Below are 14,228 nucleotides of genomic sequence, written 5' to 3' on the forward strand. Positions count from 1 at the left end.
GAATAAGTTTAAAGATGATAAGATTGAAAATAATACCGACACGCTCTAGAACCATTCAAGGGCGCGTTCGACCAATTCACCAAGTGTTCTATTGGTGTCATTATTGTTATTGTCTTGCTCTTCAATAACGTCGCTATTGGGAATATCTAAACCTTCACGGCGACGTTGCTGATTGATACTGCCTTGCTCACGTTGCCACTGCATCTGTTCACGTGCGCGGTCTTGCTGATACAACTCGATTGCGCAACTACTGGCTTCTTCTGGGAGATAAGCCGACATAACGGGCAGATAACGTGCATCCGCACAGCGCTCATTAGACAGTTTACCGGAGTTATTCTCTAACCATAGCCACTCAATGCCTTCAGGTTCTGGCATCGATACTGGCGTCAGCTTAAGACGATTCATATAATCGACCCATACGGGTAGTGCGCCAGTACCGCCGCTAAGACCAATCGGCTTATTATCATCACGACCGACCCAAACCACGCTGACATAATTGCCACTATAGCCAGCAAACCAAGCATCACGGAAGTCATTAGTGGTACCCGTTTTTCCAGCCAGATTAAGATTGCTACCTAGTGATTCAATACGTTTGGCTGTGCCATTTTTAACCACCTGTTGCAGGGCATAATTGGTCAAAAAGTTGGTCTCAGGCGGGATACTACGCTGAGTATTTAGGCCTGTACGCTGTAAGATTCGCCCGCGATCATCAATGACCGTACGGATGCTATGAATGGGGGTACGGAAGCCACCAGTGGCAAACACTTGATAGATGCCAAGCATATCCATAGGGCTGAGATTAACGGAACCTAATAGTATTGATGGGTAATCAGGGATTTTTTCTTCCACGCCCAAACGCCGTAATTGTTTAGCAAAGGTATCGATTCCAAATTCCATACCTAAGCGTACCGCCGCTTGGTTATAAGATTTTGCAAGCGCCGTGGTCAAGGGTACATAGCCATGATCATGGCCATCGTAGTTTTTTGGGTTCCAGTCGCTACTATCGCTTAAATTGACCGTAATCGGCGAATCATCTACTGAGCTTGCCAAATTATAACGGCCGCTCTCTAATGCTGTCATGTAGATGACTGGTTTTAATAACGAGCCAACCTGTCGCTTGGCATCGACTGCGCGGTTAAAGCCGGTAAACTCGCTGCCACTGCCCACCACTGCGACCAGCTCGCCGGTTTCGGGATTGGCGCTGACCAGAGCCCCTTGTAAGTCTTTAGTCTTGCTACCCTTACGGCGCAGCTCTCCAAGCTTTTTACTCACCGCTTTATCAGCGGCCAATTGGGTAATAGGATCCAGAGTACTAATAATAATCAGCCCTTCATTTTTGAGGTCGTCTGAGTAATAAACATCATTTAGCTCGCGTTTGACAATATCTAAAAAGTCAGGAAAACGGCTTTTGCCTTCAACTGGTTTATCAATCACGCCCAGCGACCTTTCAATCGCGGTATCATACTCTTCTTGGCTGAGTGTACCAATAGTCAGCATGTTATTGAGTACCGTATCACGGCGCGCTTTGGCCTCGTTTGGATGGCGGCGCGGATTGTAGACGCTAGGACCTTTCGCCATTCCCACCAACAATGCTTGCTGTTCGATACTCAGTTCATTGAGTGGCTGATCAAAATAAAACTCTGATGCCAAGCCAAATCCGTTAATCGAGCGATTGCCATTTTGACCCAAGTAAATCTCGTTTAGATAGGTTTGCAGAATCTCATCTTTACTATAATGCAGCTCAAGTAGCACCGCCATCATCGCCTCATTGGCTTTACGTTTCATGGTACGGTCAGAGTTGAGATAAAAGTTTTTAATCAGCTGTTGGGTAATAGTCGAGCCACCCTGCCGATGGCCGCCAGAGAAGTTATTGAGCACAGCGCGAGCAATACCGCGTATTGAGACCCCTTTATGCTCATAAAAACCACGGTCTTCTGTGGCAACTAAGGCATCAATCAGAGGCTGCGGTACATCATCCAATGAGATGACCAGTCGATCTTCATTATTATCAGGATAAATACCACCCATGTTTATCGGTTCAAGTCGAATGATGCCCGATTCATTTTGCTCAGTACTTTGAATCGACTCAATCTTATTGTCGGCAATGGTCATCTTAATGACTTGTTCTTTATCGATGTCATTAGCGCTATAGGTAAAGCCGCGCGTATGGATAAAATAGTTATTGCCTGATTTATGATAACTACCCGTACGCTCATAAGCTTTATTGCTGCGATAATTGAGCAGCTCAAGCCAGGTCTTAATAGTATCATTGTCAACGCTTGCGCCTTGGTACAATTCAAGCGGTTGTGAGTAGACCTTTGCAGGAATATCCCAGCGCTTACCCTCGAACTTATGAGTAATGGTACGATCAAGCTTGACCAAATACAGCGCCAATAACACCATACCAACGATGACAATAAGTAATAAAATACTGCTAAACACAAGTCCGCGCTGCTGCGATGGTAGGGTATGTCCGGCAGACTTAGGCGACTGTGGTAGAGTAGAATGGGATTTTTGCACTGATAACGCACCATTTTGACATAAAAAAACTGCTTCATAATGACGCAAATTGACAAAATTTTCAATCTATCATCGTCAACGCAAGCATTCATTAGTGTGAAAGGCTGTGGGTGTATAATAGATACCGCTAATCCTTACCAATATTTTGCTTAATTTATTAGACTTTTAATTTGACAGTTAAAGGCCATATAAAATAGCAAGTTATCAGTACGGCAACGATGTCTTTGCCTAAGCTCGTAATTACTATTCTGATTAAGTCAGATTTTGACCACGCTCGCTCTTTATTAAGCTGGTTTTTGTCGTAAGACGTTTGAATAACGAAAAAGCCTATTAGGTAACGTGAGTTTGTCCAAAGTTCATCGGGTTAAAGTAAGCCTGTCTAAAGGAAACCATATCAGCCATGTCCAGCACCCTGTCATCGACAACCATGCCTCATTACGACGATAACTCTATTACTCAAGGGTTAGTGCTACCGCCAGCGGGACACTGCTTTCATTGCGGCGATCCGGTACCAAAGCCGCCATTTTATACCGACGTATTAGGCTCAGAGCGCGAGATGTGTTGCATGGGTTGTCAGCTGGCATCACAAAGTATCGTTGAGGCCGGGCTTGAGCAATATTATCTCGACCGCTCAGAGATTAATCGGACTGCAAGTCTGCCCTCCCAAATGACTCGCCTTGAAGCTTATGACCACGACGAAATTAAGTCGCAATTTGTCTACGCTCAAGATGGTCTGTCAGTCGCTGAATTATCGGTTAATAACTTGCGTTGTGCGGCTTGTACTTGGCTGATTGAGTCGCGGTTAGACGAGATTGATGGCATTAGTAAATGTCAGGTCAATCTGACCAATCAGCGTATGCGTATCGTTTGGGATGAGACCAAACTGCCCATCAGTCGTATCCTAGCGGTGATTAATGAGATTGGCTATGAGGCCAAACCTTATCGGCAAGATACTCATGAAGCGATGCTGGCGAAACATACTAATAAGATGCTATTAAGGCTCGGTATTGCCGCGCTTGGTGCCATGCAAGCCATGATGTATGCCGTAGCGATATACTTTGGTGAGTATAGCGGCATGTTGATATTGCAGCGGGACTTTTTACGTTGGGTGTCTTTATTTGTCAGTGTGCCGGTGTTCTTTTATGCGGGTGTTCCATTCTTTACCTCGGCGTGGTCAGCGATTCGCGCCCGTCAAGTCAATATGGATGTGCCCGTCAGCGTGGCGCTGATTGTCACTTTCTTTGCCAGTTTATATGCCACCGTGACCGGACATGGACAGACCTACTATGATTCGGTAAGTATGTTTATTTTCTTCTTATTAGCGGGGCGTTACATTGAGCACAATGCACGTTTAAAAGCGGCAACTATGGCCAATGATTTGGTCGTTGTCGAGCCAGTATTAGTACAAAAAATAGCTGAAGATAAAGACGCCGCTGAGCTGATTTTACAGAAAATTCAATTCTCTGATAATAATAAAGAAGCTCATAAGCTTGATAATTTGCCTTTTAATAATATAGCGCCTTCTAATAATGCAAGCGCTCAAACTGATACCTTAGCAGCTACTGCACCAAACCCCATGCCAGACTTTATGAAAAGTATGGATGCTAGTGTTTATAAGATTACATCAAGTATCGCTCAAGACTGGCAGCAGGCGACCCGTCAGCAGCCAGTCTTGAGCGACCAAAAAAAGATGGTCACTGCCCAAAGTTTGCAAGTGGGTGATATCATCATGATTGAAGCCGGCGCTGAGATTATCAGTGATGGTATTTTGCTCAGTCAAACCGCCACCGTCTCCCAAAGCTTATTAACGGGCGAGGGCGACTTGATTATAAAAAGCCAAGGCGATTATATTATTGGCGGTGCACAAAACGACAGTCAGCCCTTTGAGATGTTGGTTACTGCGCTAACTGAAGACAGTCAGATTGGCCTAATCGATCGTCTTATGAACCGTGCGATGAGTGAAAAGCCAAAGCTCGCGCAGCAAGCAGATAAGCTAGCACGCTGGTTTGTGGCACGGATTTTGGTATTATCGGCGTTGGTCTTTATCGGCTGGTATATTGTAGACCCCAGTCAAGCTATTTGGGCAACGGTAGCGGTATTAGTCGCCACTTGCCCTTGTGCGTTATCATTGGCAACGCCGATTGCTCTAACGGTCGCCACCAACCGTCTGGCCAGCTATGGTTTTTTAACCACTCGTGGTCATACCTTGCAGACCTTAGCGGAGATTACTCATGTGGCTTTTGATAAAACTGGAACCCTCACTTATGGTAAGCCTAACTTATTAAATATTGAGCTGCTACCGTTTGCACTAAAACCAAACTCCGCATCAACAGCTAATCAATCAACGGAAACAGCCGCTCAAAAAGATATGCTATTGGCTATCGCCGCTGCTCTTGAAGTCGGTAGCCGCCATCCAATTGCTCATGCGCTGCTCACGGCTGCTTATCAATTGCATTTACCGGCGTCCCAAGAACTAACCTATTACCCAGCGGGCGGCGTCGAGGCAATAATTGATGGCATGTTATACAGGATTGGTCATGTTGACTTTGCGTTAGATAGAAAGGCCAATCATGAAAAGTCCGGTGATGCTCATGCAAGCGACAGCTTGAAAATTGATTTAGCCGCGCATCGTGCCAGCTCAGCAGTGGTATTGTCTTGCCGTCCCATATCCGCCGAGTACATTATTGCTAGTGATGACGAACAGCCAAATTCATGGCAGGCACTGGCGTGTTTTTACTTTAATGATAAGGTACGTGATACTGCGCAACCTATGCTGGATAAGCTGAAGACGCTAGATATTGAGTCGGTAATGTTGACTGGTGACCCAAGCCCGCAAGCGTTGATTATGGCAGAGTCTTTAGGCATTCAGTCGGCATATAATGGTCTATCACCAACCGACAAGGTCAATCATATTCAGCAATTGCAGGCGAAAAATGCGGTGGTATTGATGGTTGGCGATGGTATTAATGATGCGCCAGTATTGGCAGCGGCTGACGTTTCAACTTCGATTGCTGGCGCGGCAGATTTGGCTCAGGTATCAAGTGATAGCATTATCTTAAATGGCCGAATTGAAGCGATTGCTGCGGCTAAACGTGTCGCGGATAAAACTGAACGTATTATTAAACAAAACTTCCGCTGGGCATTAGCTTATAACGGCATTGTGCTATTACCCGCTATCTTTGGCTATGTACCGCCGTGGCTGGCAGCTATCGGCATGTCGCTCAGCTCGTTATTGGTAGTGTTAAATGCGCTGCGTCTAAAACGAGCTTAGGTATTGAAGTAAATATAAGAAGTGTTAGCCAATGAATTTATGCACTTATTATCAACCTACTAAAAGCTTTATCCATAAAAAAACCGTCTGTAGCAACAGACGGTTTTTATTTTTAATTATTATAAAGTTTTTTTTAATTAGTCTTGCAAATAGCTTAGCAGACGCATAAATTCAATGTACATCCATACTAGGGTCGCAAGGATGCCGATACTAAATAACCATTCGTAGTCCTCTGATACACCCATAGCGACGCCGCGATCGATGTTATCAAAGTCTAATAAAAGAGTAAAAGAGGCGATAACAATCACGAATAGGCTAAAGCCAATAGAAATCATGCCACCTTCAAACAAGAATGGTAGGCTTGAACCAAAGGCTAAAGAAAGCACCCATTGAGCGACGTAAACCAACATAATAGCGATGATAGCTGAGGTCATGATAGAGCGAAATTTTTCCGTGACTTTGATGAGGCCAGAACGATACAGTCCGAGCATAACAGCAGCAGTCACAAAGGTCGCACACATAGCCGTAACTGGAACGCTGGGATACATTCTCATAAAGAACAGCGAGATACCGCCCAAAAAGATACCTTCTAATAAGGCATAAGGAATCGCCAAGGTTTTGGCTTTTTGGGGCTTAAAAGTGATATATAGTGCTAAGCCAAACGCGGCGAACATACTACCAAAGGCAGCAGCAGTGATAAAACCTTGCGATAATCCTGCCATAAGCGCATAAAAGAAGAAGCCCACACCAGTGAAAGCAGATAGCCCAAGTAACAGACTTGTCTTTTGTATTACGCCCTTGACGGTCATCGGCTCACCACCGATCGCAAGCTCTGCGCGACTGACAATAGGATTTGCCATACTTAAGTCCTCAATAATATAAATAAAAAACAGTATAAATACAAGTTATAGATATCAGCTACTCTAGCAAAATCGCTATTATTGTCAACTGTGTTTACGTGACAGTATTCAAGGCGTGAAGCTATTGTTTGATAGCCTCTTCGCTAATAGTAGCAGTCCTTTTCTATAGTAGAATTGATATGCTCGAGAAGTATCTAGGATAGTGGTTATATGGGGTCAATTACGACAGTTAACAGCGGTAATTAGTAAAATATGCTAGTTTAAGCGCTCGTTTATCGCTATCATTGTCGCATAATTTCTACCATTATCGCGTATCTTAATGATATCGCGCACTTAAAGTTATACCGAGTCGTTTTATGGAAAACTCAGTGCAATCAGCACGATTGCCGCACTTACATGAATCAGAGCTGTTTCACGCCATCAAAAACCCTGCCTTTCGGCGTATTGGTTTGATGGGACGTGCAGGGAAACGTAGCGTGATCCAAAGCCTCACTCAGGTCGCCCAAATCGTTAACGAGATGGGCTTGACCTTAATCATGGATGTACAAACAGCCAATCTACCGGCATTAAACCTAGTAGAGATTGAAAAGGTCAAAATCGTCAAACGAAGCTTGATTGGTGAGATTTGTGACTTGGTTATCGTCGTAGGCGGCGATGGTTCAATCTTGCACGCTGCTGAAGCGCTGGCACGTTATCGGGTACCCGTATTGGGTGTCAATCGTGGCCGCCTTGGATTCTTGGCTGATGTAAAACCTAATGAAGTTGCTTTTAAATTACGCCAAGTATTGATGGGCGATTATCAGTTAGATCATCGGTTTTTATTGACCATGGAGATTCGGGAAGGTCAACAAATTATTCATGAAGATATGGCCCTAAATGATATCGTATTGCATGCCGGAAAATCAGTACACATGATTGATTTTCAGATGAAGATTGATGGTCAGGATGTGTATCGTCAGCACAGTGATGGCTTGATTGCAGCCACACCGACCGGCTCAACCGCGTATGCGTTATCGGGTGGGGGTCCTATCATTCACCCGAGCATGGATGCTATTTGTCTGGTACCTATGCATCCACATACTTTATCTAGCCGTCCGATTGTGGTTAGTGGAAACAGTGAAATTTGTATCCGTATTCACGAGGACAATCGTACTCAGCCTATGGTTAGTGCCGATGGCAGACAAAGCATACCGCTGGACCAAGAGCAGCGTTTATACATTCGTAAACACCCTGATAAATTAACCTTATTGCATCCACCAGGTTTTGATTTTTATGAAGCTTGCCGTACGAAGCTGCACTGGAATGTGCACGCTGAAGAGTTCAGCCTTGATGCCGATGATGATATGATGGACGACGAATAAGTGCATCAATAATTGTTTATTAAGTGTATTAATAGTATTAAAATCGATAAATAAGGTAGAGGAGCGTAAGTAAGATGGATAAAGAGACGATATTAGCAAACCTAACGCCTGAAGTGGTCGATAAGTTCCGTGCGGCAATTGAGCTGGGCAAATGGGCGGACGGTCGCCCGCTAGCTGCCGACCAACGCGAAACCTGTATGCAAGCGGTCATGATTTGGGAGCATGAGCATCTAGCACCCTCTGAGCGTACTGGCTACATTCATAAGCCGGTAAAAAATGATGGCTCTGTCGTTGGCGCCGAATGCGATGTCGAACATGAGCATCACTATCCCAATATGCCTAATCCTAAAGGTGCGATTCAACCTGTGAAATTTCGCGATAAGTAGTATTTATTTTAATAGCCTTTAAAATCTACTTGCGCTTGAAGAAAAAAGCCACGTTATCATTGATAACGTGGCTTTTTTAGTCTATTAACTCAACAGCTATAATTTTAGCAAAACCTAATATTAATACAATATTGCATTGATACAACATTAAAGTGCTGTGGTATCAACGCTTGGGCGTACGGTCAATGGATTGTGTTGCATTAAAAACCCTTGCCAACCCCAATGTAAAAAGTTGCGAATATTGGCATGATCCGTCCCATTTGGTGTTGCTTGAACTTGTTCGTAATGCTCACCAAATAGTTTCAACGTGTCCAGCTGATCTAGGCCATGATGCTTAGCAAAACCGAAAATCTTGGCACTGCCTTCGTTTTCGCCGGCGGCATTATGTAGCATACCGTTAACAAATGGAGCAGGGGCATAACGATAAAAATCATCGATAAAGCTGATGACATCATTAAATCCAATGGCTTTTTTGCTCAAACCATTAAGTAGGGCCGAAACGTCTGATTGGCGGATACTCATAAGTATGTGACCTCAAAGCAGATTAAAAGAGCAGAAGGCGATCTGTGCTTGATTCATGCTTAGTGATTAGATGTTAGGAATGACGGCTTAGCGATTAAAATAGTCTTCGTCATCGAATGAAGGTGCAAAGTTGCCTTGCTCAAGGTGTTGCATTTGTGATTGTACTGAACGCTCATGCTGAATGCGCTGATAAATCTCTTCGCGGTGTACGGCAATATCTTTTGGGGCATTAACACCAATTCGTACTTGATTGCCTTTGACACCTAGGACAGTCACACTGACCTCATCACCAATCATCAAAGTTTCGCCCACGCGGCGTGTCAAAATTAACATGCGTCACACTCCTTATGTCGCATTAACAACATAGTTCTCATTAAAGTATATCCTGATTGCAGGCTATCACCGCAGCAAAAAACATTCATGCTTTTTATAATAAAACATTTTATTTATCATATGATCAATAAAAAATAGCGCAGCGAGGCAAATTGCTCAAAATATGCGCGTCATAGGTGTTATAAGCTGCAGTAATAATGGGTTGTTCATTTAGCCCAAATGAACAACCCATTATAGGTGGCATAAGCGACACTGTCACGGCTTTTCACAAAACTACGAGCTATATACTGACCCTACCAGTCATAAAAGTCATAAAAGTCATAAAAGTCATAAAAGTAGGACCATTTAAGGCCCTATATAATATATAGCTTACTGAGTAAAATGGGTTAAACACTAAAAACAGCTACTAGTACTTTACCCATATACTTTGCGCTGTTTTTACCCCTGCCGGAATCTAGCAGCTACTGACCCGCAATTTTGCTATCGCCGTCTTCGCGATCGAGACCAAAAGCGGTGTGCAATGATTTGACCGCTTTTTCTAAGTATTGCTCTTGGATAAGAACAGAAACCTTAATTTCACTGGTCGATATCATTTGGATATTGATATTGTTTTCAGCGAGGGTTTGGAACATTAGGCTAGCAACTCCAGCGTGCGAGCGCATGCCCACACCCACTAATGAGACTTTGACCACCTCGCTATTACCGATGACCTCTTTAGCACCAATCTCGTCTTTAACTTCATCATTCAGTACTTTCATGGTTTTTTCCATGTCGGTGCGGTTAACGGTAAAGCTAAAGTCAGTCGTACCATTGGTCGAGAGATTTTGGACAATCATATCAATTTCGATATTCGCACGACCAATAGGACTTAAGATCGCAGAGGCGATGCCAGGGTGATCGGGCACAGCGCGTACTACGATTTTTGCCTCATCGCGATTAAAGGCGATACCTGAGATGATTGCGTTTTCCATATTGTCTCCTTCGTCTATCGTAATTAAGGTGCCGACGTTTTTTTTAAAGTCGTCATCAAAGCTGCCGTCGGTATCTTCATCAAAGCTAGATAACACACGTAACGGCACACCGTATTTGCCTGCGAACTCTACTGAGCGAATTTGTAATATTTTAGAACCAAGGCTGGCCATCTCTAGCATTTCTTCAAAGGTAATCTTTTCAAGTTTTTTGGCTTTGGGCGTGACGCGCGGGTCAGTAGTATAAACACCGTCGACATCAGTATAAATCTGGCATTCATCTGCGCCCAATGCTGCTGCAATAGCCACTCCAGTGGTGTCAGAACCGCCGCGCCCTAAGGTTGTGGCATTACCGTGCTCATCTATTCCTTGAAAACCTGCAACGATAACGACATTGTCCGCATCTAATTGCTCGCGGATATTCTTATCTTCAATGGATTCTATACGCGCTTTATTGTGCTCGCCATCGGTTCTAATCGCCACTTGCCGTCCGGTAAATGAATGTGCGCCAATACCCAGCTCTTTAATCGCCATTGCTAATAGAGAGATTGATATTTGTTCACCGGTTGAGACCATTTGGTCGTATTCACGCGGGTCAGGTTCGCTGCTGATTTGGCGAGCTAAGTCGATAAGACGGTTGGTTTCGCCACTCATTGCTGATACGACTACCACAATCTGATGGCCGTTATCATGCCAGCGTTTGACCCGCTTCGCGACGCTTTTGATGCGGTCGATACTGCCCATTGACGTGCCGCCGTATTTTTGTACTATTAACGCCATAAAATTTTACCTATTATTTATCAAGGGCTATCTATATTGGAATAGCGTTAATCTATAGTGAGCCTAGTTATCAATATGGTTCTAGATTAAGGCTAATAACGATGAAGCCGAATTATAAAAACTGCGCCGCTTTTTATTGTCTGTGTTGGTAGGACGTATTGGCTAACTGTTGTACTTTATACCATATTCACGCCGTAAATTTAAGTCAAGGCGGGGCTTAGATATATGGCGATTGGTTATAAGTGTTATAACCAATCGCATCATGTAAGTATTTTAGAGTGGTCTCTTGAGTAAAATTTTGCGCAAAAAGCGTTTCAGTGCTCTAGCTAAGCTGAGACTCAAACCAAGCAGGTAGGGCGCTAATAACGTTCGCGCTGTTACCAGTTTTTGGTGCGCCGCCTTGAGCATAATCAGGCTTACCACCGCCTTTACCGCCAAGCTCGCCAGCCAAATGACGAATGATATCACCAGCTTTGACTTTACCAGTAACAGACTTAGCCACACTAGCAGCTAAGGCCAACTGGTCATCTTTATCACCAATCAAGACGATAACGCTATCAGGAAGCTTCGACTTAATATCGTCCATTAATGTGCGAATTGACTTGCCGTCAACGCCACTTAAGGTACTAACAAGGACTGGTATACCAGCAATTGTCTGAACATCATCCAATAAGTTAGCAGCTTGGGCGCTGGCTATTTTTTGCTCTAAGCGTTCAAGTTGTTTTTCAAGCTCGCGCTGCTTGTCTGCCATGGTACGTACCCGTTGTGCTACTTCTGGGCGTTTAACTTTAAGCTGTCCGGCAAGCTCGCTCAATTGTTGCTCGCTTTGCTGAATATATTTGACCGCGTTCATACCAGTAACGGCTTCAATACGGCGTACACCAGCGGCAATACCAGATTCGCTGGTGATTTTTAATATCCCGATATCACCGGTACGCTGGACGTGCAAGCCACCGCACAGCTCAATAGAAAAAGGCTGAGGCTTACCATCCACGACACTTTCTGTACCTATAGTCAATACGCGAACATCTGAGCCATATTTTTCGCCGAATAGCGCCATTGCGCCTTTGTCCATAGCCTCATCAATAGACATGTTTTCGATACAAGCAGGGGTATTAGCCTGAATTTGCTCATTGACTAAACGTTCAATATTAGTAATTTCTGTATTAGTAACGGGCCTATCATAAGAGAAGTCAAAACGTAATACGTCACTGGAGACCAATGAGCCTTTTTGGATCACTTCCGCGCCCAATACTTGGCGTAGGGCCGCATGTAATAAGTGCGTTGCCGAGTGATTTTTAGCACTAGCCGCACGAATGCTAGAGAGTACTTGCGCATCAGCCGTTTGGCTTGCACTGATGGAACCCATGCTGACGATGCCATAATGAATAATGGCTTGCCCTGATTTTTTGGTGTCTTGAACGTCGAACACCCCTGCAGACGTGCGAATTTCACCCAGCTCACCGACTTGTCCGCCGCCTTCGGCATAAAACGGCGTGCGGTCTAAAATCACCACGCCTTCCATACCTTCCTCTAAGCTAGTAACTGCTTTGCCATCTTGATAAAGGGCGCTGATATTGACATTGTCATCGTTTAACTGTTCGTAACCGATGAATGTCGTCGGCGTATCCACTTGAATAACACTGCTATAATCAACGTCAAATTTACCTGCGTCTCGCGCTCGTTCACGTTGAGCTTGCATGTGTTCATCGAACTCAGCTTCGTCGATGCCAATACCGCGCTCACGAGTGATATCAGCCGTTAAATCAAGTGGGAAGCCATAAGTATCATATAACTTAAATGCCGCCTCACCAGAGAGCACATCGCCGTCTTGCAAGTCTTCAAGCTCGCTGGCCAATAAACGTAACCCTTGTGCCAGTGTTTTGGCAAATTGGGTTTCTTCTTTTTGAATGGCGTTTTCGATAACGCTTTGTTGGTCTTTAAGCTCAGGATAAGCACTGCCCATCTCAGCAACTAAAGGCGCGACCATTTTATAGAAAAAGTCACTTACTGCGCCAAGCTTGTTACCATGACGGACCGCGCGGCGAATAATACGGCGCAGCACATAACCACGACCTTCATTACTTGGCATCACGCCATCAGCTATTAGAAACGATACTGCACGGATATGGTCAGCAATTACTTTTAATGATGCTTGCTGCTCATTGTTAATCTCTAAAATTGTCGCAGCGGCATCCATCAAATGGATAAATAAATCGATTTGATAGTTACCGTGCACGCCTTGCATGATGGCGCTTATACGCTCAAGGCCCATACCTGTATCAACGCTAGGCGCGGGTAGTGGCAGCATAGTGCCGTCTTTTTGGCGGTTAAACTGCATAAAGACGCAGTTCCAAATTTCAATATAGCGGTCGCCATCTTCCTCTGCCGTACCTGGCAAACCGCCTTCAATATCAGCACCATGGTCATAAAATACCTCGGTACAAGGACCACAAGGACCGGTGTCACCCATCGTCCAAAAGTTATCTGAGGCGTACGGCGCGCCTTTATTATCACCAATGCGAATAATACGTTCCGCTGGCAAGCCGATAGCTTTGTGCCAAATATCGAACGCTTCATCATCAGTCTCATAAATGGTGACGTACAAGCGCTCTTTATCAATCGCTAGCCATTCACTAGAGGTTAAAAACTCCCAAATATAAGCGATACCAGCTTGCTTAAAGTAGTCACCAAAGGAGAAGTTACCTAGCATCTCAAAGAAAGTATGGTGGCGTGCAGTATAGCCAACGTTATCCAAGTCGTTATGTTTACCACCGGCACGAACACATTTTTGTGACGTTACTGCCCGCGTGTAATCACGTGGCTCCATACCCAAAAAGGTTTCTTTAAACTGGTTCATACCCGCATTGGTAAATAATAGCGTGGGGTCATTATGCGGAATCAGGCTCGATGAAGGGACTGGGGTATGCTGCTTGCTTATAAAAAAGTCTATAAAGGCTTGGCGAATATCGGCTGAGCGAAATGGCTGGCTCACAGCGGCTCCTTACTGGTAGATAGTATTAAAATGACCGCTAAATGAAAGCAGATTAAATAATTTTGCAAGCGATTTTAGCACAAATGCCTATAGCGTGTTTGACCATTCGCAAATAGGCGTTGAGTAAATAGCTGGTTAAGCAATAAATATGCTGGCGATGTTTGGGCGCTTATTGCTTCTAAGTACGTACTGTTACCTAAGCGATTACTGTTTAAATTCTTAACAAAATTCA

The 14,228-nt window shown here is 44.4% G+C and carries 8 protein-coding genes and 1 pseudogene; 3 read left to right on the forward strand and 6 right to left on the reverse strand.

The features are described from left to right. Positions 1–45 precede the first annotated feature (45 nt). The gene (gene mrcB / locus JMY06_RS04215) at positions 46–2,403 is read right to left on the reverse strand and encodes a penicillin-binding protein 1B (protein WP_413786883.1); all 2,358 of its coding nucleotides are present in this window, start codon (positions 2,401–2,403) and stop codon (positions 46–48) included. Between the two features lie 544 nt (positions 2,404–2,947). Between mrcB and JMY06_RS04220 the strand changes: the two genes are divergently transcribed. Next, on the forward strand, positions 2,948–5,791 hold the full coding sequence (locus tag JMY06_RS04220; protein ID WP_413786884.1) for a heavy metal translocating P-type ATPase: 2,844 nt from the start codon (positions 2,948–2,950) through the stop codon (positions 5,789–5,791). Positions 5,792–5,928: 137 nt separating this feature from the next. Here JMY06_RS04220 and JMY06_RS04225 read toward each other — a convergent pair whose 3' ends face one another. After that, positions 5,929–6,651, reverse strand: coding sequence for a Bax inhibitor-1/YccA family membrane protein (locus JMY06_RS04225; RefSeq protein WP_201528590.1), 723 nt, complete (start codon positions 6,649–6,651; stop codon positions 5,929–5,931). A 356-nt stretch (positions 6,652–7,007) separates the two neighbouring features. On the opposite strand from JMY06_RS04225, the gene JMY06_RS04230 reads away from it, so the two are divergent. Together JMY06_RS04230 and JMY06_RS04235 are read left to right on the forward strand one after the other, a co-directional pair. Next, positions 7,008–8,012, forward strand: a complete 1,005-nt coding sequence (locus tag JMY06_RS04230; RefSeq protein ID WP_201528588.1) for an NAD(+) kinase — start codon at positions 7,008–7,010, stop codon at positions 8,010–8,012. 74 nt (positions 8,013–8,086) lie between these two features. Further along, positions 8,087–8,398, forward strand: coding sequence for a YeaC family protein (locus tag JMY06_RS04235; RefSeq protein WP_201528586.1), 312 nt, complete (start codon positions 8,087–8,089; stop codon positions 8,396–8,398). 147 nt (positions 8,399–8,545) lie between these two features. Here JMY06_RS04235 and JMY06_RS04240 read toward each other — a convergent pair whose 3' ends face one another. The 4 genes and pseudogenes from JMY06_RS04240 to alaS all read right to left on the reverse strand — a co-directional run bounded on the left by JMY06_RS04240 (position 8,546) and on the right by alaS (position 13,996). After that, positions 8,546–8,920, reverse strand: a complete 375-nt coding sequence (locus JMY06_RS04240; RefSeq protein ID WP_201616432.1) for a HopJ type III effector protein — start codon at positions 8,918–8,920, stop codon at positions 8,546–8,548. Positions 8,921–9,085: 165 nt separating this feature from the next. After that, positions 9,086–9,253 (reverse strand): annotated as a pseudogene (gene csrA / locus JMY06_RS04245) (carbon storage regulator CsrA); the annotation flags it as partial. A 461-nt stretch (positions 9,254–9,714) separates the two neighbouring features. Continuing rightward, positions 9,715–11,001 carry an aspartate kinase gene (locus JMY06_RS04250; protein ID WP_201616434.1) on the reverse strand — a complete coding sequence of 429 codons (1,287 nt, stop codon included), beginning with the start codon at positions 10,999–11,001 and terminating at the stop codon, positions 9,715–9,717. Between the two features lie 322 nt (positions 11,002–11,323). Next, a complete protein-coding gene (alaS, locus tag JMY06_RS04255) occupies positions 11,324–13,996 on the reverse strand; it encodes an alanine--tRNA ligase (protein WP_201616436.1) in 2,673 nt (890 codons plus the stop codon). Positions 13,997–14,228 lie beyond the last annotated feature (232 nt).

Origin of the sequence: Psychrobacter urativorans (assembly GCF_904846675.1) — a bacterium.
GTDB lineage: Bacteria > Pseudomonadota > Gammaproteobacteria > Pseudomonadales > Moraxellaceae > Psychrobacter > Psychrobacter urativorans_B.

Bases quoted from the DNA above. Each gene is read 5' to 3' on its own strand.
- mrcB (WP_413786883.1), bottom strand. From the start codon at position 2,403: ATGGTGTTATTGGCGCTGTATTTGGTCAAGCTTGATCGTACCATTACT.
- JMY06_RS04250 (WP_201616434.1), bottom strand. From the start codon at position 11,001: ATGGCGTTAATAGTACAAAAATACGGCGGCACGTCAATGGGCAGTATC.
- JMY06_RS04220 (WP_413786884.1), top strand. From the start codon at position 2,948: ATGCCTCATTACGACGATAACTCTATTACTCAAGGGTTAGTGCTACCG.
- JMY06_RS04240 (WP_201616432.1), bottom strand. From the start codon at position 8,920: ATGAGTATCCGCCAATCAGACGTTTCGGCCCTACTTAATGGTTTGAGC.
- JMY06_RS04235 (WP_201528586.1), top strand. From the start codon at position 8,087: ATGGATAAAGAGACGATATTAGCAAACCTAACGCCTGAAGTGGTCGAT.
- JMY06_RS04230 (WP_201528588.1), top strand. From the start codon at position 7,008: ATGGAAAACTCAGTGCAATCAGCACGATTGCCGCACTTACATGAATCA.
- JMY06_RS04225 (WP_201528590.1), bottom strand. From the start codon at position 6,651: ATGGCAAATCCTATTGTCAGTCGCGCAGAGCTTGCGATCGGTGGTGAG.